Below are 19123 nucleotides of genomic sequence, written 5' to 3' on the forward strand. Positions count from 1 at the left end.
GCGAAGGCGGTGCATCAGTCAACATATGCGTCAACTGACAAACCGCCTTCGCGAGCAAGCCCGCTCCCACACTAAATCACCGCCAGCCCGAATACCGGGTCAGCAGCACTTGGGCCCACCCTTGCCACCGTAACGGGCTTCCTGGCGTTCCCGGAAGAACGCCTTGTAGTCCATCATCGGTTTGTCCGGGTGCTTGGTTTGCATATGCTCGACGTACGTATCGTAGTCGGGCATGCCGACCATCAGGCGTGCGGCCTGACCGAGGTATTTACCGAGGCGACTGATGTCATTGAACATGCTTGCAACCCTCTATTACGCGTCCGGGATGGCCTGGAACGGGGCTTCTTTATCCGTACGTTCCTTGTTGCCCCAGGCGGCGACGCCGACCTTGAGCGCATAGAACAGGATGCTGAAGACCACGAACAGGAACAGTACGGTCAATGTCGCGTTGGTATAGGCGTTCCAGATTACATGCTGCATCTGGTCGATGCTCTTCGCCGGAGCAAGGATCTGCCCGTTGGCCAACGCATCGCTGTATTTCTTGGCCAGCGACAGGAAGCCAATCGCCGGGTTCGCGTCGAACAGCTTGATGAAGCCTGCGGTCACGGTGCAGATCAGCAACCAGACCGCCGGCAGCATCGTCACCCAGATGTAGCGCTGGCGTTTCATTTTGATCAGCACAACCGTGGCGAGCATCAGCGCGATACCGGCCAGCATCTGGTTGGAGATGCCGAACAGCGGCCACAAGGTGTTGATGCCGCCCAGTGGGTCGATTACACCCTGGTACAGCAAGTAGCCCCACATCGCCACGCAGCCTGCGGTGGCGATCAGGTTGGCGGTCCAGGACTCGGTGCGCTTGAGCGCCGGGACGAAGGAGCCGAGCAGATCCTGGAGCATGAAGCGACCGGCACGGGTGCCGGCGTCAACGGCGGTCAGGATGAACAGCGCTTCGAACAGGATCGCAAAGTGGTACCAGAACGCCATGGTGTTTTCACCCGGCAGCACACTGTGCAGGATCTGCGCGATACCGACCGCCAGGGTCGGCGCGCCGCCGGCACGCGCCAGGATGGTGGTTTCACCAATATCGTGGGCCACCGCAGTCAGTGCTTCGGGGGTAATCGCAAAGCCCCAGCTGCTGACGGTCTGCGCAACGGTCACCACGTCCGAACCGACCACGGCAGCCGGGCTGTTCATGGCGAAGTACACGCCTGGCTCGATCACCGAGGCGGCAACCATGGCCATGATGGCCACGAACGACTCCATCAACATGCCGCCATAACCGATGTAGCGCGAGTGGGCTTCATTGGCCAACAACTTGGGCGTGGTGCCCGAGGAAATCAGCGCGTGGAAACCCGAGACCGCGCCACAGGCGATGGTGATGAACAGGAACGGGAACAGACCGCCCTTCCACACCGGGCCGGTGCCGTCGATAAACTGGGTCAATGCCGGCATTTTCAGGTCGGGCATGGTGATCAGGATGCCGATTGCCAGGGCAATGATGGTGCCGATTTTCAGGAACGTAGACAGGTAGTCACGCGGGGCCAGAATCAGCCACACCGGCAATACCGCCGCCACGAAGCCGTAGCCGACCAGCATCCAGGTGATCTGGATCCCGGTGAAGGTGAACGCTTTTGCCCACACCGGATCAGCGGCAATCTGCCCGCCCAACCAGATCGAACCCAGCAGCAACAACACGCCGATGATCGAGATTTCACCGATGCGGCCCGGGCGGATGTAGCGCATGTAGACGCCCATGAACATCGCGATCGGGATGGTCGCCATCACCGTGAAGATGCCCCACGGGCTTTCGGCCAGGGCCTTGACCACGATCAGCGACAGCACCGCGAGGATGATGATCATGATCAGGAAGCAGCCAAACAGCGCGATGGTCCCGGGAATGCGGCCCATTTCTTCGCGGACCATGTCCCCCAGGGAACGGCCGTTGCGACGGGTGGACAGGAACAGGATCATGAAATCCTGCACCGCGCCCGCCAGCACCACACCGGCAATCAGCCACAGCGTGCCCGGCAGGTAACCCATCTGCGCGGCCAATACCGGGCCGACCAGCGGGCCTGCACCGGCAATCGCCGCAAAGTGGTGGCCGAAAAGGATGTGTTTGTTGGTCGGCACATAGTCCAGACCATCGTTGTTGATCACTGCGGGGGTGGCCCGAAGCGGATCAAGTTGCATCACGTTGTTAGCGATGAACAGACTGTAGTAACGGTACGCAACCAGGTAGATGGCCACAGCAGCGACCACAATCCACAAGGCGTTGATCGCCTCGCCGCGGCGCAAGGCCACTACGCCCAGGGCGCATGCTCCTACGATTGCCAGCACCAGCCAGGGTAGGTGGCGTAGCAGGCTATTATTATTTTTCATTTTTATATTCCAGCCAGGGTGGACAGAAAGGACAGCCAGTCCGAGTTTAGCGCTACTGGCCTCAAAGGCCACCCCCCTACGTTGGTCTAGAGCCTTGCGAGGGCATAAAAAGCCGAAATAAATGCCCAATGGTGGCGCAGGGCTACAATCCCTTTATCTACAGAGGGTTTGACCATGAGCGAACAACCGTCAGATCGCCGCCGTTTCCGGCGCATTGCCTTTGATGCCAAGACGACTATTGCGCAAGACCGCTGGAATTGGCCGGTGCAATTGGTCGATCTGTCGCTCAAGGGTTTACTGGTGGAACGTCCGGACGACTGGCAGGGCAACCGTGCACAGCCGTTCGACGTAGATATACGCCTGGACCCCGAGGCGCATATAAAAATGCAGGTAAAGCTGGCCCATGACGATCATGGGCAGTTGGGGTTTGTGTGCCAGAACATCGACCAAGAGTCGATCAGTCACTTGCGACGGCTGATCGAGCTGAATCTTGGGGATGAGCAAGAACTGCAGCGCGAGTTGGGGGCCTTACTCGAATAGTGCATCCAGCGCTTGTTCCAGACGGGTGACGCCAATCACCTTCAACCCAGCCGGCATTTCCTTCGGCGCATTGCCCTTGGGCACGATCGCGCGCTTGAAGCCGTGCTTGGCCGCCTCCTTCAGGCGCTCCTGGCCGCTCGGCACCGGGCGCACTTCGCCCGACAGGCCGACTTCACCAAATACCAGCAGGTCATGGGGCAGCGGCTTGTTGCGCAGGCTGGACATCACTGCCGCCATTAAGGCCAGGTCGGACGCCGTCTCCAGCACCTTGACCCCGCCCACCACATTGAGGAACACGTCCTGGTCGTGGGTCGGAATGCCGCCGTGACGGTGCAAAACCGCCAGCAGCATCGCCAGGCGGTTCTGGTCCAGCCCGAGGGTGACGCGGCGCGGGTTGGCCAGATGGCTGTCATCCACCAGCGCCTGCACTTCGACCAGCATCGGCCGGGTGCCTTCCCACGTCGCCATCACCACACTGCCAGGGACTTCTTCTTGGGCGCGCGTCAGAAAAATTGCCGATGGGTTGGAGACTTCTTTCAGCCCGCGGTCGGTCATGGCGAACACACCCAACTCGTTGACGGCGCCGAAACGGTTTTTCACCGCCCGCAACAGGCGCAAGCGACCATCAGACTCGCCTTCGAAATACAACACGGTGTCGACCATATGCTCCAGCACACGCGGCCCGGCCAAGGCGCCCTCTTTGGTCACATGGCCGACCAGGAAAATCGCCGTGCCGCTCTGCTTGGCGTAACGCACCAGCAGCGCCGCGCTCTCACGCACCTGGGATACGCCGCCCGGCGCCGATTGCAGTTGTTCGGTGAAAATCGTCTGGATCGAGTCGATCACCATCACCTTGGGTTTTTCGACGCGCGCGGTGGCGATGATGCTTTCGATGCAGGTTTCGGTCATGACCCGCAGTTGGTCCTGGGGCAAACCCAGGCGCCGAGCGCGCATGGCCACCTGCTGCTGGGATTCTTCGCCGGTGACGTATAACGCCGGCATGCGGCTGGCGATGCTGCACAGGGTCTGCAACAGGATGGTCGATTTGCCGATGCCCGGGTCGCCGCCGATCAATACCACCGAGCCGTCCACCAGCCCGCCGCCCAGAACGCGATCAAGCTCGCCGGAAGCGGTAGAGAAACGCGGGATCTCTTCGACGCTGACTTCGGCCAGGGTCTTGATCTGCGCCTGCTGCCCGGTCCAGCCGGCGCGGCCGGTGGGGGCTGCCGCGCCGCCGCTCTCGATCATGGTTTCTGTCAGGGTGTTCCACGCACCGCATTCGCTGCACTGGCCGGCCCACTTGGGAAAGGTCGCGCCGCACTCTGTGCAGCCGTACATGCGCTTGGCCTTTGCCATTTGAGAACCTCCAACCGAAAAACCGCGATGATAGCTCAGCGCGGCGCCGGGGTCCGGATTTCACCACTGGCCAATCGTGAAGCACTATTGCCGAGCGGGTCTTGCGCGTTGAGGTCGGCGCCCTTGGCTTTCAGTTCATCCAGCAGCTCGACGCGCTTGAACAGCCCGGCATACATGGCGGCGGTCTGCCCCGCGCCGTTGCGTTGGTCGGGGTTGCAGTCGGTGGCCAGCAGGCGCTGGGCAATTTTCAGTTCGCCCTTGAAGATCGCGCCCATCAGCGCAGTGTTGCCGCGTTTGTCTTGCACACAGGCATCGGCACCGGCGGCGAGCAAGCGCTCCACGTAGGCGCTTTCACCGTGGTAGGCCGCCAGGATCAGCGCGGTGTAGCCCTTGTCGTCCTGGGTGTTAAGGCTGTAGCCAGAGTCGATAAAGGTATTGAGCATATCGAGGTCGCCACGGCGGGCGGCGTCGAAGTAGTAGCCCTGCAGTTGTGCCTTGAGCGCAACCGGGTCGGGGGACTCGGCATGGGCGATAAACGCCAGCATCGCCATTGATAAGCCGATGAAAATTCGCATGGTCATTCTCCTGCCAAAGGTCGACGCCCGGGTTGGCGCGCCGACCGTAACCTACGGGTCAGTCGCTGAGTTTTTCCGCCAGCGCCTTCACGCGCGCCAGGTCACCCTTGGCGACTTTGGCCACGCCAGTGCCGTACTCGGGGTCGGCCTTGTAGAGGAACGACAGAATGATGTGCTTGCTCTCGTCGTCGGTGGTGGCCAGGGAGCCGCCGAAGTTTTCGATCAAGTCCTGACGCTCTTTCTGACTGTATGAGCGGTACAGGTCGCCGGCCTGCTTGAAGTTCTGCTCACGCTGGATTTTGGCTTGCTGGGTGCTGCCCGACAGCGCCGACTGGCTGTAGCGTGCGTTTTGCGGCTCTTCACGGTTTTCCAGGCGGCTTGGCTGGTAGTTCACGCCGCTGACAGTCTTGCCGGTGTTCATCGCGCCGTCCTGGTTACCATTGTTGACGGTGACCCGTGGCGCGTTGATTGGCAATTGCAGGGCATTGGCGCCCAGGCGATACATTTGCGTGTCGGCGTACGAGAACACCCGGCCTTGCAGCAGGCGGTCTTCCGACGGCTCGATGCCTGGCACCAGGTTGGCCGGGGCCATCGCCACTTGCTCGGTTTCCTGGAAGACGTTGGCGGGGTTGCGGTTCAGCACCATCTGCCCGACTTTGCGCTCGGGCACATTCGGCCAGATCTTGGTGGCGTCCAGCGGGTCGAAATCAAACTTGGCCAAGTCCTCGGGCTTGAGCACTTGCACATACAAGTCCCACTTGGGGAAATCGCCCTTGTTGATATGGGTGACCAGGTCGTTGGTCATATGGCTGTAGTCACGCCCCTGCACTTCGGTAACTTGCTTGGGGTCGAGGTTCTTGATGCCTTGCAGGCTCTTCCAATGGAACTTGACGTAGTGCACTTCGCCCTTGGCGTTGATCAACTTGTAGGCATGTACGCCATTGCCGTCCATTTCCCGGTAACTGGCCGGGGTGCCGGAGTCCGAATACAACTCGGTCAATGTACGCGTGGACTCGGGAACATGGGAGAAGAAGTCGAAGCGCCGTGAGTCGTCGTCGAGGTTAGTGCGCGGGTCCGGTTTGAAGGCGTGGACCATGTCCGGAAATTTGATTGCATCGCGAATGAAGAACGTCGGGAAGTTATTACCCACCAAGTCCCAGTTGCCGTCGGCGGTGTAGAACTTGGTGGCGAAGCCGCGCGGGTCACGCAGGGTTTCCGGGGAATGGTTGCCGTGCACCACGGCAGAGAAGCGCACGAACACCGGAGTGGCCTCGCCTGCCGCAAACACTTTGGCCTTGGTCAGGTCGCTGAGGTTATCGGTGACGGTAAACGTGCCGTGGGCGCCGGTGCCACGCGCATGCACCACGCGCTCGGGGATGCGTTCGCGATCAAAGCGCTGCAGTTTCTGGATCAGTTGCACGTCTTGCAGCAGCACCGGGCCGTTGGCGCCGGCAGTCTGCGAGTTCTGGTTGTCGCCCACGGCGGCACCGTTGTCACGGGTCAGGTTGGCGGCTTGCACAGACAGGGACAGCAGGCTGGCGGTTGCCAGTAACAGCGCATGTCGCGCCAGTACCGGTCCGCGGTTCATTGGGTTCTTCATCGAGGTTTCCTCTGGTTTTTCTAGTGCACATTCAGTTGTGCTTGCCAGAGGCTAGTGACCCGAGCGCCAGAAGATAAATAGAAAACCCGTAAGAACCCGATTGAAAAAATAGTGTGGTAAGCCACTGATTTAGCGCGTATTCCGCGCGCGATTGGTGGCACTTTGCAAACTATTTGCGATTTAATGTGTCGATAAAAACTAACAGTGTTAACGGTTGTGTCAGGCGACTGCGCTTTGACTGACTTACACTGGGTCCCACCCTTCTTATCTGTAACAAGGAATAACCTATGAGCGTGATCAGTGAGTTCAAGGCCTTCGCGGTCAAAGGTAATGTGGTCGACATGGCTGTCGGCATCATCATTGGCGCCGCCTTCGGCAAAATTGTTTCCTCATTTGTCGGCGACGTGGTGATGCCGCCGCTGGGCCTGCTGATCGGCGGTGTGGATTTCGGTGATCTGGCGATTACGCTCAAGGCCGCCCAGGGCGATATCCCGGCGGTAGTGCTGGCCTACGGCAAGTTCATCCAGAGTGTGGTCGACTTCCTGATCGTCGCATTTGCGATCTTCATGGGCGTGAAGGTGATCAACCGCCTCAAGCGCGAAGAGGCTAAAGCGCCAAGCCTGCCCCCAGTGCCAACCAAAGAAGAGGTACTGCTGGGCGAGATCCGCGACCTGCTCAAGGCACAGAATGACAAACCGCTGTAAAGCCCCATCGGTTTTGTAAAAAAGGCGCCCTGTGGGGCGCCTTTTGTTTACCAGTAATTTTCCACCGCAACTTGGCCAGGTCGTCGGCTCAGGCTCAATTGCATATCGCGCTGTTTGAGCAACTGACGGGTGTCATCGACCATCTGCGGGTTACCGCAAATCAGCACGCGGGAGTGTTCGGGGGTCAGCTCGGCGCCGGCCGCGCGCTCCAGCTCGCCGTTTTCGATCAGCGTCGTGATGCGGCCGTTCAACGCGCCGGGGTGCTGCTCGCGGGTGACGGTCGGGATGTAGATCAGCTTATGTGCGTACTCGGCGAGGTACTCGCGCTCGCCCAATTCCTTGATCAGCGATTGATAGGCCAGCTCCTTGGCTTCCCGCGCGCTGTACACCAGGATGATGCGCTCGAATTTCTCCCACACTTCGAAGTCCTGCAGGATCGACAAAAACGGCGCCACCCCGGTCCCAGTGCCCAACAGCCACAAGTCGCGGCCATCGACGAACCGGTTCAACGTCAGGAACCCGGTGGCCTGGCGCTCCACCAGCAACTCATCGCCCACTCGCAGGCGGCTCAACTCACTGGTGAACTCACCACCGGGGACGACAATCGAGAAAAAATCCAGGTGTTCATCGAACGGTGAGGAGACCAAGGAATAGGCGCGCCACACCGTGCTCCCGTCCGCCTTGGTGACTCCCAGGCGCACGAACTGGCCTGCCGTAAACCGGAAACCCGGATCACGTGTGGTGCGCAGCGTAAACAGGCTGGGGGTCAGCGATTGGACGTCGAGCAAGGTCTGGCGGGTAAATTTCTCAACACTGGCCGTCATGGGGGGCTCCGTTCTACAGGTGCCCTAGTGTCCCCCAAAGTCGCCTGCGCAAACACTGTTGGTTTGTAGTGTCATCCCATGACATGAATGATGGCGCACTGACATCCACTCCAATCATTTCGCTATGAGGGCTGGCAAAAAACTTTCAAACGGAATGTAAACAATCCGCTTAACTCGCTTTAACCCATTAAAAAACGACAAAAAAACGGCAAGAAACATTAAGCAAGCTAACTAACTTTTCAGCCAAAAAATAGCTTACCAGCGCTGTGCAAGTGCTAAGAATTCACACAATCAAGTAGTCCATGTCCTACACTCTTTTTTCGTGAAGCGGCGGGAGTGAGGAGGTATTCCCCGTCACGGATAACCGCATGGAGAGTTACCAATGGTTAACTGGCGAAACACAAGGCTCCCCAAACTCGAGGGCGAGAGCGAGACCACCAGTCTTTTCGACATGGCTGTGAACCACACTTACGCACTTGGCTTTCAATACTGTTCCTTTACGATGAGTTCACAACTTTCAAACAACCAAACGAAGCCCATCTATCTGAACAACTATCCAGATGAATGGAACAACCTTTATACGCAAGGCCACTTCTTTGAAGTTGATCCTGTCGTTAAACACTGCAAGCGAAGCGTACTGCCCCTTGTCTGGGAAGAGAAAGCTTTTAAAGACACACCCAACCTTTGGTCCTTAGCCCAAACCTTCGGCGTGCAGCATGGATGGACCCAAGCCGTGCATGATTTCCAGGGCGTATTCAGCATGCTGACCCTGGGCCGTGACAAAGGCGAAGTCAGCCCGGAAGAATTGTATGAAAAAGCCGGCCATGTACTGTGGATCTGCCACGCACTGCATGCCGTCGTCGCGCAGACATATGCCGGTAAACCCAGCGTGAGCCCTGCCAGCAAGCTGACCCCACGGGAAACTGAAATCCTCAAGTGGTCGGCCATGGGCAAGACCGCGGCAGATATCGCCACTATTCTGTGCCTGTCCGAACGCACGGTTGGCTTTCATATCTGCAGTTGCTTCAAGAAGCTTGGGGTCAACAACAAGATTGCCGCCGTGCTTTGCGCGTCCAAAGCCGGGTTGTTTTAAGCCACGTCGAAACTGCGCATGTAATCCCTCTGGAAAAAACGTAACATTTACGACCAACTCTGAGTGTTGAGCGCCCCCCAAGGTGCCGCCCGTGGTTCACTCAGACGTTCGCGCAGGCCGCTGCCGAACACCCATCGATTACCCAGAGCCTCCCCCGCCATGCCCCTGCTTGACAGCCCCTTCGCCCAGCTCGATCTGATCCGCCAGCCAGAGCAACATAACGATCCGCTGCAAGCGTTCGATGCCGCCGATGAGTACCTGCTCAGTTACCTGGCCGAGCAGCAGCCAAGCCCCGAGACGCGTGTACTGGTACTTAACGATAGCTTCGGCGCCCTGGCAGCCAGCCTCGCGGGCCGGGTGCAAGTGACGTCCAGTGGCGACTCGTTTCTTGCAGCCCAGGGCCTCGAGAAAAACCTGGTGCGCAACGACAAAGCCTTTGATGCCGTGCCGTTCATCCCCGCCAGCCAGGTGCGAGGCGGCCCGTTCGACCGGGTGCTGATCCGCGTCCCCAAGACCCTGGCATTGCTGGAAGAACAATTGATCCGCCTGCAGGGCCAACTGCCGCCGGGCGCGGAAGTGATCGCCGGGGCGATGATCAAGCACCTGCCACGCGCAGCCGGTGAGCTGCTTGAGCGCTATATCGGACCGATGCACGCCTCCCTTGCGGTCAAAAAAGCCCGGCTGCTGATCGCGACCGTTGCTGATCGCCCCACGGCAGTCTCGCCCTACCCGACCCGCTACAGCCTGGAAACGCCGGCGATCGAACTGCTTAACCATGCCAACGTGTTCTGCCGCGAAAGCCTGGACATTGGCACCCGCGCATTCCTGCCGCACCTGCCGAAAAACCTCGGCAGCGCCCGCGTGGCGGACCTCGGTTGCGGCAACGGTGTGTTGGCCATCGCCAGCGCGCTGCAAAACCCCGACGCGCAGTACACCCTGGTGGACGAGTCCTACATGGCCGTGCAATCGGCCCTCGATAACTGGCAGGCGGCCCTCGGCGAACGCGAGGTCAGCGTACGCGCCGGCGATGGCCTGGCCGGGCAGGCGCCGCAATCGCTGGACGTGGTGCTGTGCAACCCGCCCTTCCACCAACAACAGGTGGTCGGCGACTTCCTGGCCTGGCGCATGTTCCAGCAAGCGCGGGAAGCGCTGGTGGTCGGCGGCGCGCTGTATATAGTCGGCAACCGTCACTTGGGTTATCACACCAAGCTGGCGCGGTTGTTCCGTGGCGTAGAGCAAGTCGCCACCACGCCGAAATTCGTGATTCTCAAAGCGCGCAAATAAAAAAACCCTGCCGCTCTTGCGAGTGGCAGGGCTGAAAAGCCGGGCCGCGAGGCCCGGATTGGGATGTCAGTGGGTGGTCAGGCCCGCAGCATTCATGAACATGCGCATCAGGCTGGCCACGATAAACAGGGCCAGCACACTGCCGGTCCAGATCATCGCCAACCACCCAAGGCGCCGCCACAACGGCTGTTTTTCGGCCTGTTCGATCTCGTGCAACGAAGGCTTGCCAGACATGCTGCGACCCTCCTAGTGATAACCGTCTTCGTGGGTGACCTTGCCGCGGAACACGTAGTAGCTCCAGAAGGTGTAGCCCAGGATGAACGGGATGATGAACAGCGTGCCCACCAGCATGAAGCCCTGGCTCTGCGGCGGCGCGGCGGCATCCCAGATCGACACGGACGGCGGGATGATGTTCGGCCACAGGCTGATGCCCAGGCCGCTGTAGCCGAGGAAGATCAGCACCAGCGTCAGCAGGAACGGCGTGTAGTGCGCATGGCGCGCCACGGCGCGGAACAAGCCGTACATGGTCACCAGCACCAGGATCGGCACGGGCAGGAACCAGAACAGGTTCGGCAGGGTGAACCAGCGCGAAGCGATTTCCGGGTGCGCCAGCGGTGTCCACAAGCTGACGATACCGATCACCGCCAGTACCACGAAAGCCAAGGGCCGCGCCAGGTTGTGCATCTTCTCCTGCAGCGGGCCTTCGGTTTTCATGATCAGCCAGGTGCAGCCGAGCAAGGCGTACGCGACAATCAGCGCCACACCGCAGAACATCGTGAATGGCGTCAGCCAGTCCAGCGAGCCGCCGGCGAACTGGCGATCCACCACCGGTATGCCGTCGATAAACGCCCCCAGCGCCACGCCCTGGAAGAAGGTCGCTGCAATGGAACCGCCAATAAACGCCTTGTCCCACAGGTGACGCTTGTCGTCCTTGGCCTTGAAACGGAACTCGAAGGCCACGCCACGGAAGATCAGCCCGATCAGCATCAATATCAGCGGCAGGTACAGCGCCGAAAGCACCACCGAGTAGGCCAGCGGAAACGCGCCGAACAACGCCGCGCCGCCGAGTACCAGCCAGGTTTCATTGCCGTCCCAGACCGGCGCGACCGTGTTCATCATCACGTCACGGTCGACCTTGCCCGGGATAAACGGAAAGAGGATGCCGATACCCAGGTCGAAGCCGTCCATCACCACGTACATCATAATGCCGAAGATGATGATCACGGCCCAGATCAGCGGAAGATCAATACCCATCTCAATTCCCCTTGTGCTGGATGTCGGCGTGATCGTCTTCGGTGCCATCATCGGCGGCCGACAACGGGCGGGCCGGTGTACGTTTCTGGCCAGGGCCACCGTGGGTCGGCTCGGAACCTTCGTGGGTCTGAGGCCCTTTGCGCACCAGGCGCATCATGTAGCCCAAACCGGCGCCAAACAGCGCGAAGTACACCACCACGAACAACACCAGAGTAATGGTCATCTGCGCCAGGCTATGCCCGGACGACGCATCCGCCGTGCGCATCAACCCGTAGACCACCCACGGCTGACGGCCGATTTCGGTGGTGAACCAGCCGGCGAGGATTGCGATCAGGCCGGACGGGCCCATCCACAGCGCCAGGTACAGGAACGGCCTGGACGTGTACATCTTGTCGCCACGGCGCAGCCAGAGGCTGAACAGACCGGTGAAAATCATCAGGAAGCCCAGGCCGACCATGACCCGGAACGACCAGAACACAATGGTCGAGTTGGGACGGTCCTCAGGCGGGAACTCCTTGAGCGCCGGCACTTGCTTGTCCAGGGAGTGGGTCAGGATCAGGCTGCCGAGATAAGGAATCTCGACCGCGTATTTGGTCTTTTCGGCTTTCATGTCGGGCCAGCCGAACAGGATCAGCGGCGTCGGCTCGTTGCCGATATTTTCCCAGTGACCTTCAATTGCGGCGATTTTTGCCGGCTGGTGCTTGAGGGTGTTGAGACCATGGAAGTCACCGATCACCGCCTGGATAGGCGCCACGATCAGGGCCATCCACATCGCCATCGACAACATTGTGCGGATCGCCGGGTTGTCCTTGCCGCGCAGCAAGTGCCAGGCCGCCGAAGAACCGACGAAGAACGCGGTGGCAACGAAGGCCGCCGTGGCCATGTGCATCAGGCGATAGGGGAACGACGGGTTGAAGATCACCGCCAGCCAGTCGGTAGGAATGACTCGGCCGTCGATGATTTCAAAGCCTTGCGGCGTCTGCATCCAGCTGTTGGACGCGAGGATCCAGAAGGTGGAGATCAACGTACCGACGGCCACCATGACCGTGGAGAAGAAGTGCAGCTTGCGCCCCACCTTGTTCCAGCCAAACAGCATCACCCCGAGGAAACCGGCCTCGAGGAAGAACGCGGTGAGCACCTCATAGGTGAGCAACGGCCCGGTGACGGCACCGGCGAAGTCCGAGAAACGGCTCCAGTTGGTGCCGAACTGGTAAGCCATGACCAGGCCGGAGACCACGCCCATGCCGAAGTTGACGGCAAAGATCTTCGACCAGAAATGGTAGAGGTCACGGTAGGTGTCGTTGTGGGTCTTGAGCCACAAGCCTTCCAGCACCGCAAGGTAACTGGCCAGGCCGATGGTGATCGCCGGGAACAGGATGTGGAACGAAATGGTGAATGCAAATTGAATTCGGGCGAGATCTAGCGCCTCCAAACCGAACATAAGTCTTCCTCTGTCAGGTAATACCGGCTGCTGGCGGGAGCCTGCACCCACTGCCCCCACGGATATGGAGTGTGGCGAATTTCAATTCGTTTCTTTTTTTACCAACCACGTAGGGATTCTGGCCTTGCGGCCGCCAGAACAATCCCCACGGAGGTTTTGATCTGGATCAAGCATTGCTGAAAGAGTAGTCCCATTTTTGCAATTGAACTGTGTGGTCTTTTGCCGCGTGACAGGTTGCCTCAGCACAGCCTTCGCAACTATTTGTTACAGCTTGATGCTAATCTCGCGGTTCCCTCCAGCCCTGACCTGAATTTCCGATGCCTAGTGAACCCGCGTTGCTGTTGCGTCACCACCGCCCTTTCATCGCCTTCTGGCTGGCACGGATCTTCACTGCCAGCGGCTTCCAGATGCTCACCGTGGCCATTGGCTGGAACCTCTATCAGCTGACCGGCAATGTGCTGGACCTGGGGTTGGTTGGCCTGGTGGAGTTCGTGCCGCGCGTGCTGTTTATGCTGCACACCGGGCACGTGGCCGACCGCTATGAGCGGCGCAAGGTCGCTGCCATCTGCCAGACCGTGCAGGCACTGATCGCGCTGTCGTTGGCGATTGGCGGCCTGACCGGCAATGTGACCCGCGAGATGATCTTTATCCTCGCCTTCCTGCTGGGCGCCGCGCGCTCGTTTGAAATGCCCACCACCCAGGCCCTGCTGCCGAGCATCGTGCCCAGTGCACTGTTCCCACGCGCCGTGGCCTCGTCGCAGTCGGCCCAGCAGTTGGCGACCATCGTCGCGCCGGCCCTCGGCGGTTTGCTGTATGCATTCGGCAGTGTGTGGGTGTATGGCCCGACCGTGGTGCTGTACCTGATTGCCTGCGTACTGACCCTCAACCTGCCCGCCCGCCAGACACCGCTGAACAAAGGCAAGGCGACACTGGACTCGCTGTTGGCCGGGATTCGTTTTATCCGCAGCCGCCCGGACATCCTCGGGGCGATTTCCCTCGACCTGTTCGCGGTGCTGTTGGGCGGTGCAACTGCGTTGCTGCCGGTGTTTGCCAAGGACATTCTGCTGACTGGGCCGTGGGGGCTTGGCTTGCTGCGTTCGGCGCCGGCGGTGGGGGCGCTGCTGATGTCGCTGTGGCTGGCGCGCTTCTCGGTGGACCGAAAGGTCGGGCGCGTGATGTTTACCGCAGTGGGGGTATTCGGCGTGGCCACCATCGCGTTCGGGCTGTCGACCTCGTTCTGGTTCTCCCTCGCAGTGTTGGTGGTGCTGGGCGCGGCGGACATGATCAGCATGGTGATCCGCGCGTCCTTCGTGCAGTTGGAGACCCCGGATGAGATGCGCGGGCGGGTCAGCGCGGTCAACGGCCTGTTTATCGGCGCGTCGAATCAACTGGGCGAATTCGAGTCCGGCATTACCGCCCACTGGTTCGGCACCGTGCCCGCCGTGGTCATGGGCGGGATCGGCACGCTGGTGGTGACCGGGGTCTGGATCAAACTGTTCCCGACCCTGGCCAACCGCGACCGCATGCACGTGCCGGTGGAAGAAGCCGCGCAAAAAACTACCGTATAAACAATGTGAGAGGGGGCAAGCCCCCTCTCACATTTTAGATCTCCAGTCATTGGACGATCGGTTTACAGCACCTTATCCAGGGTGATTGGAAATTCCCGCACCCGCTTGCCGGTGGCATGGTGAATCGCATTCGCCACCGCCGCCGCCACCCCGACAATGCCGATTTCACCCACGCCCTTGGAGCCCAGGGCGTTGACGATTTCGTCATGTTCTTCGACGAACAGCACGTCAATCTCACCGATATCGGCGTTTACCGGGATGTGGTATTCGGCCAGGCTGTGGTTCATGTAGCGCCCGAGCTGATGGTCGATCTGGGTCTCTTCGTGCAGGGCCATGCCGATGCCCCACACCACCCCGCCGAGGATCTGGCTACGTGCCATCTTCGGATTGACCACCCGCCCTGCGGCAATCGCACTGACCACACGGCTGACCTTGATGGTGCCCAGGTCTTCATCCACGCGTACTTCCACGAAGACTGCGGAATGCGTAGCCGTGGCATACCCTTCGCGCTTCTTGTCGGGCTCACTGTCGACCTGCACTTCCAGGGTGTCTTCGCCGCTGTCCTTGACCAACTGCGCCAATGACACACTCACGTCACCGGTGTGCAGTTGGCCGTCTTCAAAGCGTACGTCTTCGGCATCCTTGAACACCGGGTAAGTCTGCCGGGCGACGGTCAGCAATTTGGCCGTTAACGCCTCGCACGCCTGCTGCACCGCCGTGCCTACTGAAGACACAGTAAACGAGCCGCCCTGCAGCGGCGCGGTCGGCAATGAAGAGTCACCGAGCAGGAACTGCACGTCTTCGACCGCCACGCCACTGGCCTGGGCCGCGATCTGCGTCATCACCGTGTAAGTGCCGGTGCCGATATCCGTGGTGGCGCTGCTGACCGTCAGCTTGCCTTGGGCGTCGATGCGCGCCTTGGCGCTGGCTTTCATCTGCATGGCTTCCCACACGCCACCGGCCATGCCCCAACCGATCAACTGGCGGCCGTCGCGCATGCTGCGCGGCTCCGGGTTGCGCTGGCTCCAGCCGAAGCGTTCGGCGCCTTCGCTGTAGCACTCGCGCAGGGCCTTGCTCGACCAGGGTTTGTCTTCGTTCTGGTTGCGCTCGGCGTAGTTGATCAGGCGCAGTTGCACAGGGTCCATGCCCAAGGCGCAGGCCAGCTCATCCATCGCGCACTCCAGGCCGATTACGCCCAGGGCGGCGCCCGGCGCACGCATGTCCAGCGGCGTGAACACGTCCAGCGGCACCAGGTTGTAGGTCAATTGCACGTTGTCGCAGTGATAGAGCATGCCGCTCCACTCCACCACGTGTTCGCTGAAATCTTCGAAACGCGAGGTCTGGCCTACAGCGGTGTGCCCCAGTGCCAGCAGGCGACCATTGGCGGCGGCGCCCATCTGCAAACGTTGCAAGGTGCGCGGGCGGTAGCCGAAGGTGAACATCTGCTGGCGGGTGAGCGTGACGCGCACCGAGCGCTTGAGCGCCAGGGACGCCATCACCGCCAGCGGCAATTGATACTGCGGACGCAGGCCGGAGCCGAAGGCGCCGCCGACGAACGCGGCGAAGATCCGCACCTGGCTCTTATCCAGCCCGAAGACTTTTTGCACATAGGCCTGGCAGTTCTGCGGGCCCTGGGTCTTGTCGTGGATGTGCAGGGTGCCGTCCGGCTGATACAGCACGGTGCTGGCGTGGGGCTCCATCGGGTTGTGGTGCTCGATGGGGGTGCTGTAGTGCACGTCCAGGCTGACCGCCGCGGCGGCCCATTCGGCCTGGAAGTTGCCGCGCGGCGCGGGCGGCGTTTGCGGTGACGGATAAGCCTGTTCCTGTTGGGCGACCAGGTCGGTTTCGAAGGTTTCGCGCGCGTATTCGATTTCGACCAGGGACCCGGCATGCCGCGCCAGTTCCAGGTTGTCGGCGATCACCAGGGCCAGGGGCTGGCCGCTGTAGAGCACGCGGTCGTTGTACAACGGGCGAAAAGGCGAGCCCTCTGCGGCATCGTCATCCTGGAAGGCATCGTCGTAGCTGGCGATTTTCGGCCGGTTGAGGTGGTCGAGCACCATCACCACACCCGGCAGGGCCAGGGCTTTGGACGCATCGATACTCAGCACGCGGCCTTTGGCGATGGTGCTGGACACCACGCTGCCGTGCAGCAGGCCTTGCTCGGGAAATTCACCGGCATAACGCGCCTGGCCGGTGACCTTGAGCAGACCGTCGACACGGTCAAGGGGTTTGCCGATAGCGGTCATGGGCGTTCTCCTGCAACAGCGGCGTCGCTCAAAGCGCGGATAATTGCGCGGCGCGCCAGCTTGATCTTGAAGCCGTTGTGTTCCAGCGGCTCGGCATCCTGCAGCAAGGCATCGGCGGCGTTGCTGAAGGTTTCGCGGCTGACCGCCTGGCCAATCAGCGCGGCTTCTACCGCGCGGTCACGCCAAGGTTTGTGGGCCACGCCGCCAAGGGCCAGGCGCGCGTCGATGATCCGGTCACCGTCCAGTTCGAGGGCCGCGGCGACGGACACCAGGGCAAACGCATACGACGCGCGGTCGCGAATTTTCAGGTAGTGGCTGTGACGCGCCAGGTGGTCGGCGGGCAATTCGATGGCGGTGATCAGCTCATCGTCGGCCAATTGGTTGTCGCGTTGCGGCGCATCGCCAGGCAGGCGGTGGAAGTCGGCAAACTCGATAACGCGCGCGCCGCCGCGCCCTTGCACATGCACCCGCGCCTCCAGCGCAGCCAGGGCCACGCACATGTCCGACGGGTGGGTGGCCACGCACTGCTCGCTGGCGCCGAGGATCGCATGGATGCGATTCAATCCGGTGCGCGCCGGGCAACCGCTGCCGGGCTCACGCTTGTTGCAGGGCACGGTGGAATCATAGAAGTAGTAGCAACGGGTGCGCTGCAGCAAATTGCCGCCGGTGCTGGCCATATTGCGCAACTGCGGCGAGGCACCGGCCAGAATGGCCTGGGACAGCAATGGGTAGCGCTCTTCGATCAAAGGGTGCCAGGCCAGGTCGGCGTTGCTCACCAGCGCGCCGATGCGCAGGCCGCCCGAGGCGGTTTCTTCAATGTCGTGCAACGGCAAGCCGGTGATGTCGATCAGGTGCTCGGGGCGGCTGATGTTTTCTTTCATCAGGTCCAGCAGGTTGGTGCCGCCGGCAATAAAGCGCGACGCGGCGCTGCTCAGGTGCACGGCTTCCTGTACATCCGCAGGCTTGCTGTAATGGAAGGGATTCATTTTTCACCTCCCTGCGCACGACATACCGGCAGCGCTTCTTCGATGGCGTCGCGGATATTGCTGTAGGCGCCGCAGCGGCACAGGTTGCCGCTCATCAGTTCCTGGATCTGCGCGGTGTCGTGGGCGCGGCCTTCGTTGGCCAGGCCGACGGCGGAGCAGATCTGGCCAGGCGTGCAGTAGCCGCATTGAAAGGCGTCGTGCTTGATAAAGGCTTGCTGCATCGGGTGCAACTGGTCGCCTTCGGCCAGGCCTTCGATGGTGGTCAGCTCGGCGCCGTCGCACATCACGGCGAGGGTCAGGCAAGCGTTCACCCGTTTGCCGTCGCGCAATACGGTGCAGGCGCCGCATTGGCCGTGGTCGCAGCCCTTTTTGCTGCCGACCAGGTCAAGTTGCTCGCGCAACAGGTCGAGCAGTGTGGTCCAGGGCAATACGTCCAGTTGGCGGTCCTGGCCGTTGAGGCTCAGGCGTATGGAGTGGCTGACGAACGGCTGGGCCGCCGCGCCATTGGGGGTCGCGCTCATAAACACCTCACGGGTTGGTCTACATCCGCGGCGTTCAGGAAAATCGCCGTCTCAGGGGTACGACTTTGCGAGGTGTCCAGCGTTCAAGGTGATTGATCAGCGGATATTCAGCAGGGTTTTCAGGGTGTTTCGCGGGGCGTTGATCGAGGTATTGCTGTATTCGAACCAGCCTTGGGCTTCGACATTCAGGTCGAACACATAGATGTAGCCCATCAAGGTCCCCGCGCCATTGCAGGCCTCGCTGACGTTGCCGACCTGGCACACCGGGGTGCGCGTGCCGTTCAACTCGGCGCCATTGAAGCGGCCCATGGGGTTGTTGCCCAGGCCGACTTCCATCACCGACACCTTGGTCGGCCCACGGTGCGTGCACATCTGCGTGCCTTGCGCGCGCTCCGGGATGGTTTCAGCGCAGCGGGCCGATTCGACCTTGAACACGCGCACTTCGCTCAAGGCCGGTGCAGTCGCGCCCCACGCCGGTGCCGCGCCGAGCCACAGGCCGATACAGGGGATCAGAGCTAGACTCCACGCGTTGGCTTTTTTCATGCTGGCAATGACCCTGGATTAAACGTCGGCGCAGTATGCCTCAAGGCCACTTTTGAGAATACGCAGCCTATGCGCCACACGGCCTCGGCTGCTGGTATGATGCGCCGCTTTTTCCGATCCTCTCTGAAACCACAGGCGCTTGGCGCAGTTTGTGCTTTGACTTAGAGGTCAACAAATAACGACGCACACTCGCGTCACAGGGAGCCGGC

General features: G+C 60.9%; 18 protein-coding genes. 5 read left to right on the plus strand and 13 right to left on the minus strand.

What is annotated here, in order from left to right:
* Positions 1-99: 99 nt before the first annotated feature.
* Positions 100-297 (minus strand): YbdD/YjiX family protein, encoded by a 198-nt coding sequence (locus WBR57_RS28905; RefSeq protein ID WP_003176208.1) that lies wholly within the window; start codon positions 295-297, stop codon positions 100-102.
* A 15-nt stretch (positions 298-312) separates the two neighbouring features.
* A complete protein-coding gene (locus tag WBR57_RS28910) occupies positions 313-2379 on the minus strand; it encodes a carbon starvation CstA family protein (RefSeq protein WP_424088755.1) in 2067 nt (688 codons plus the stop codon).
* 174 nt (positions 2380-2553) lie between these two features.
* Between WBR57_RS28910 and WBR57_RS28915 the strand changes: the two genes are divergently transcribed.
* Positions 2554-2919, plus strand: a complete 366-nt coding sequence (locus WBR57_RS28915) for a PilZ domain-containing protein (protein ID WP_424088757.1) — start codon at positions 2554-2556, stop codon at positions 2917-2919.
* Here the strand turns inward: WBR57_RS28915 and radA are convergent.
* From radA to katB, 3 genes are read right to left on the minus strand one after another with little or no spacing between them, the layout of a single operon-like run.
* The gene (gene radA, locus WBR57_RS28920; protein WP_424088759.1) at positions 2908-4275 is read right to left on the minus strand and encodes a DNA repair protein RadA; all 1368 of its coding nucleotides are present in this window, start codon (positions 4273-4275) and stop codon (positions 2908-2910) included. The genes WBR57_RS28915 and radA overlap by 12 nt on opposite strands.
* 35 nt (positions 4276-4310) lie before the next feature.
* A complete protein-coding gene (locus WBR57_RS28925) occupies positions 4311-4850 on the minus strand; it encodes an ankyrin repeat domain-containing protein (protein WP_424088761.1) in 540 nt (179 codons plus the stop codon).
* Between the two features lie 58 nt (positions 4851-4908).
* The gene (gene katB, locus WBR57_RS28930; protein ID WP_424088763.1) at positions 4909-6450 is read right to left on the minus strand and encodes a catalase KatB; all 1542 of its coding nucleotides are present in this window, start codon (positions 6448-6450) and stop codon (positions 4909-4911) included.
* 287 nt (positions 6451-6737) lie between these two features.
* Here katB and mscL point away from each other — a divergent pair, with 287 nt between their 5' ends.
* Positions 6738-7154: a large-conductance mechanosensitive channel protein MscL gene (mscL, locus tag WBR57_RS28935; RefSeq protein ID WP_424088765.1), complete on the plus strand. Its 417-nt coding sequence runs from the start codon at positions 6738-6740 to the stop codon at positions 7152-7154.
* Positions 7155-7201: 47 nt separating this feature from the next.
* Here mscL and WBR57_RS28940 read toward each other — a convergent pair whose 3' ends face one another.
* A complete protein-coding gene (locus WBR57_RS28940; protein ID WP_424088769.1) occupies positions 7202-7978 on the minus strand; it encodes a ferredoxin--NADP reductase in 777 nt (258 codons plus the stop codon).
* A 382-nt stretch (positions 7979-8360) separates the two neighbouring features.
* On the opposite strand from WBR57_RS28940, the gene WBR57_RS28945 reads away from it, so the two are divergent.
* Both WBR57_RS28945 and WBR57_RS28950 read left to right on the plus strand, forming a co-directional pair.
* Entirely contained in the window at positions 8361-9071 is a 711-nt protein-coding gene (locus WBR57_RS28945) for a helix-turn-helix transcriptional regulator (RefSeq protein ID WP_424088771.1), read from the plus strand.
* A gap of 159 nt (positions 9072-9230) precedes the next feature.
* On the plus strand, positions 9231-10355 hold the full coding sequence (locus WBR57_RS28950; RefSeq protein ID WP_424088773.1) for a methyltransferase: 1125 nt from the start codon (positions 9231-9233) through the stop codon (positions 10353-10355).
* A 66-nt stretch (positions 10356-10421) separates the two neighbouring features.
* Here the strand turns inward: WBR57_RS28950 and WBR57_RS28955 are convergent, their stop codons facing one another.
* The 3 genes from WBR57_RS28955 to WBR57_RS28965 are packed head-to-tail and all read right to left on the minus strand — an operon-like array spanning position 10422 to position 13050.
* Positions 10422-10589 (minus strand): DUF2474 domain-containing protein, encoded by a 168-nt coding sequence (locus WBR57_RS28955; RefSeq protein WP_078050269.1) that lies wholly within the window; start codon positions 10587-10589, stop codon positions 10422-10424.
* A gap of 12 nt (positions 10590-10601) precedes the next feature.
* Positions 10602-11609: a cytochrome d ubiquinol oxidase subunit II gene (cydB, locus tag WBR57_RS28960; protein WP_424088776.1), complete on the minus strand. Its 1008-nt coding sequence runs from the start codon at positions 11607-11609 to the stop codon at positions 10602-10604.
* Position 11610: 1 nt separating this feature from the next.
* The gene (locus tag WBR57_RS28965; RefSeq protein ID WP_424088778.1) at positions 11611-13050 is read right to left on the minus strand and encodes a cytochrome ubiquinol oxidase subunit I; all 1440 of its coding nucleotides are present in this window, start codon (positions 13048-13050) and stop codon (positions 11611-11613) included.
* Positions 13051-13367: 317 nt separating this feature from the next.
* On the opposite strand from WBR57_RS28965, the gene WBR57_RS28970 reads away from it, so the two are divergent.
* Positions 13368-14618 carry an MFS transporter gene (locus WBR57_RS28970; RefSeq protein ID WP_424088779.1) on the plus strand — a complete coding sequence of 417 codons (1251 nt, stop codon included), beginning with the start codon at positions 13368-13370 and terminating at the stop codon, positions 14616-14618.
* A 62-nt stretch (positions 14619-14680) separates the two neighbouring features.
* Here WBR57_RS28970 and WBR57_RS28975 read toward each other — a convergent pair whose 3' ends face one another.
* The 4 genes from WBR57_RS28975 to WBR57_RS28990 form a co-directional block, all read right to left on the minus strand.
* On the minus strand, positions 14681-16864 hold the full coding sequence (locus WBR57_RS28975) for a xanthine dehydrogenase family protein molybdopterin-binding subunit (RefSeq protein WP_424088781.1): 2184 nt from the start codon (positions 16862-16864) through the stop codon (positions 14681-14683).
* Positions 16861-17850 (minus strand): FAD binding domain-containing protein, encoded by a 990-nt coding sequence (locus tag WBR57_RS28980; protein ID WP_424088784.1) that lies wholly within the window; start codon positions 17848-17850, stop codon positions 16861-16863. Before WBR57_RS28980 ends, WBR57_RS28975 begins: the two co-directional genes overlap by 4 nt.
* Positions 17847-18371, minus strand: coding sequence for a (2Fe-2S)-binding protein (locus WBR57_RS28985; RefSeq protein ID WP_424088786.1), 525 nt, complete (start codon positions 18369-18371; stop codon positions 17847-17849). Before WBR57_RS28985 ends, WBR57_RS28980 begins: the two co-directional genes overlap by 4 nt.
* Before the next feature lie 96 nt (positions 18372-18467).
* The gene (locus tag WBR57_RS28990) at positions 18468-18914 is read right to left on the minus strand and encodes a DUF4879 domain-containing protein (RefSeq protein ID WP_424088788.1); all 447 of its coding nucleotides are present in this window, start codon (positions 18912-18914) and stop codon (positions 18468-18470) included.
* Positions 18915-19123: the final 209 nt, after the last annotated feature.

The organism is Pseudomonas sp., assembly GCF_049590575.1.
Lineage (GTDB): Bacteria > Pseudomonadota > Gammaproteobacteria > Pseudomonadales > Pseudomonadaceae > Aquipseudomonas.

Bases quoted from the DNA above. Each gene is read 5' to 3' on its own strand.
- WBR57_RS28905 (WP_003176208.1), bottom strand. From the start codon at position 297: ATGTTCAATGACATCAGTCGCCTCGGTAAATACCTCGGTCAGGCCGCA.
- WBR57_RS28910 (WP_424088755.1), bottom strand. From the start codon at position 2,379: ATGAAAAATAATAATAGCCTGCTACGCCACCTACCCTGGCTGGTGCTG.
- WBR57_RS28915 (WP_424088757.1), top strand. From the start codon at position 2,554: ATGAGCGAACAACCGTCAGATCGCCGCCGTTTCCGGCGCATTGCCTTT.
- radA (WP_424088759.1), bottom strand. From the start codon at position 4,275: ATGGCAAAGGCCAAGCGCATGTACGGCTGCACAGAGTGCGGCGCGACC.
- WBR57_RS28925 (WP_424088761.1), bottom strand. From the start codon at position 4,850: ATGCGAATTTTCATCGGCTTATCAATGGCGATGCTGGCGTTTATCGCC.
- katB (WP_424088763.1), bottom strand. From the start codon at position 6,450: ATGAAGAACCCAATGAACCGCGGACCGGTACTGGCGCGACATGCGCTG.
- mscL (WP_424088765.1), top strand. From the start codon at position 6,738: ATGAGCGTGATCAGTGAGTTCAAGGCCTTCGCGGTCAAAGGTAATGTG.
- WBR57_RS28940 (WP_424088769.1), bottom strand. From the start codon at position 7,978: ATGACGGCCAGTGTTGAGAAATTTACCCGCCAGACCTTGCTCGACGTC.
- WBR57_RS28945 (WP_424088771.1), top strand. From the start codon at position 8,361: ATGGTTAACTGGCGAAACACAAGGCTCCCCAAACTCGAGGGCGAGAGC.
- WBR57_RS28950 (WP_424088773.1), top strand. From the start codon at position 9,231: ATGCCCCTGCTTGACAGCCCCTTCGCCCAGCTCGATCTGATCCGCCAG.
- WBR57_RS28955 (WP_078050269.1), bottom strand. From the start codon at position 10,589: ATGTCTGGCAAGCCTTCGTTGCACGAGATCGAACAGGCCGAAAAACAG.
- cydB (WP_424088776.1), bottom strand. From the start codon at position 11,609: ATGGGTATTGATCTTCCGCTGATCTGGGCCGTGATCATCATCTTCGGC.
- WBR57_RS28965 (WP_424088778.1), bottom strand. From the start codon at position 13,050: ATGTTCGGTTTGGAGGCGCTAGATCTCGCCCGAATTCAATTTGCATTC.
- WBR57_RS28970 (WP_424088779.1), top strand. From the start codon at position 13,368: ATGCCTAGTGAACCCGCGTTGCTGTTGCGTCACCACCGCCCTTTCATC.
- WBR57_RS28975 (WP_424088781.1), bottom strand. From the start codon at position 16,864: ATGACCGCTATCGGCAAACCCCTTGACCGTGTCGACGGTCTGCTCAAG.
- WBR57_RS28980 (WP_424088784.1), bottom strand. From the start codon at position 17,850: ATGAATCCCTTCCATTACAGCAAGCCTGCGGATGTACAGGAAGCCGTG.
- WBR57_RS28985 (WP_424088786.1), bottom strand. From the start codon at position 18,371: ATGAGCGCGACCCCCAATGGCGCGGCGGCCCAGCCGTTCGTCAGCCAC.
- WBR57_RS28990 (WP_424088788.1), bottom strand. From the start codon at position 18,914: ATGAAAAAAGCCAACGCGTGGAGTCTAGCTCTGATCCCCTGTATCGGC.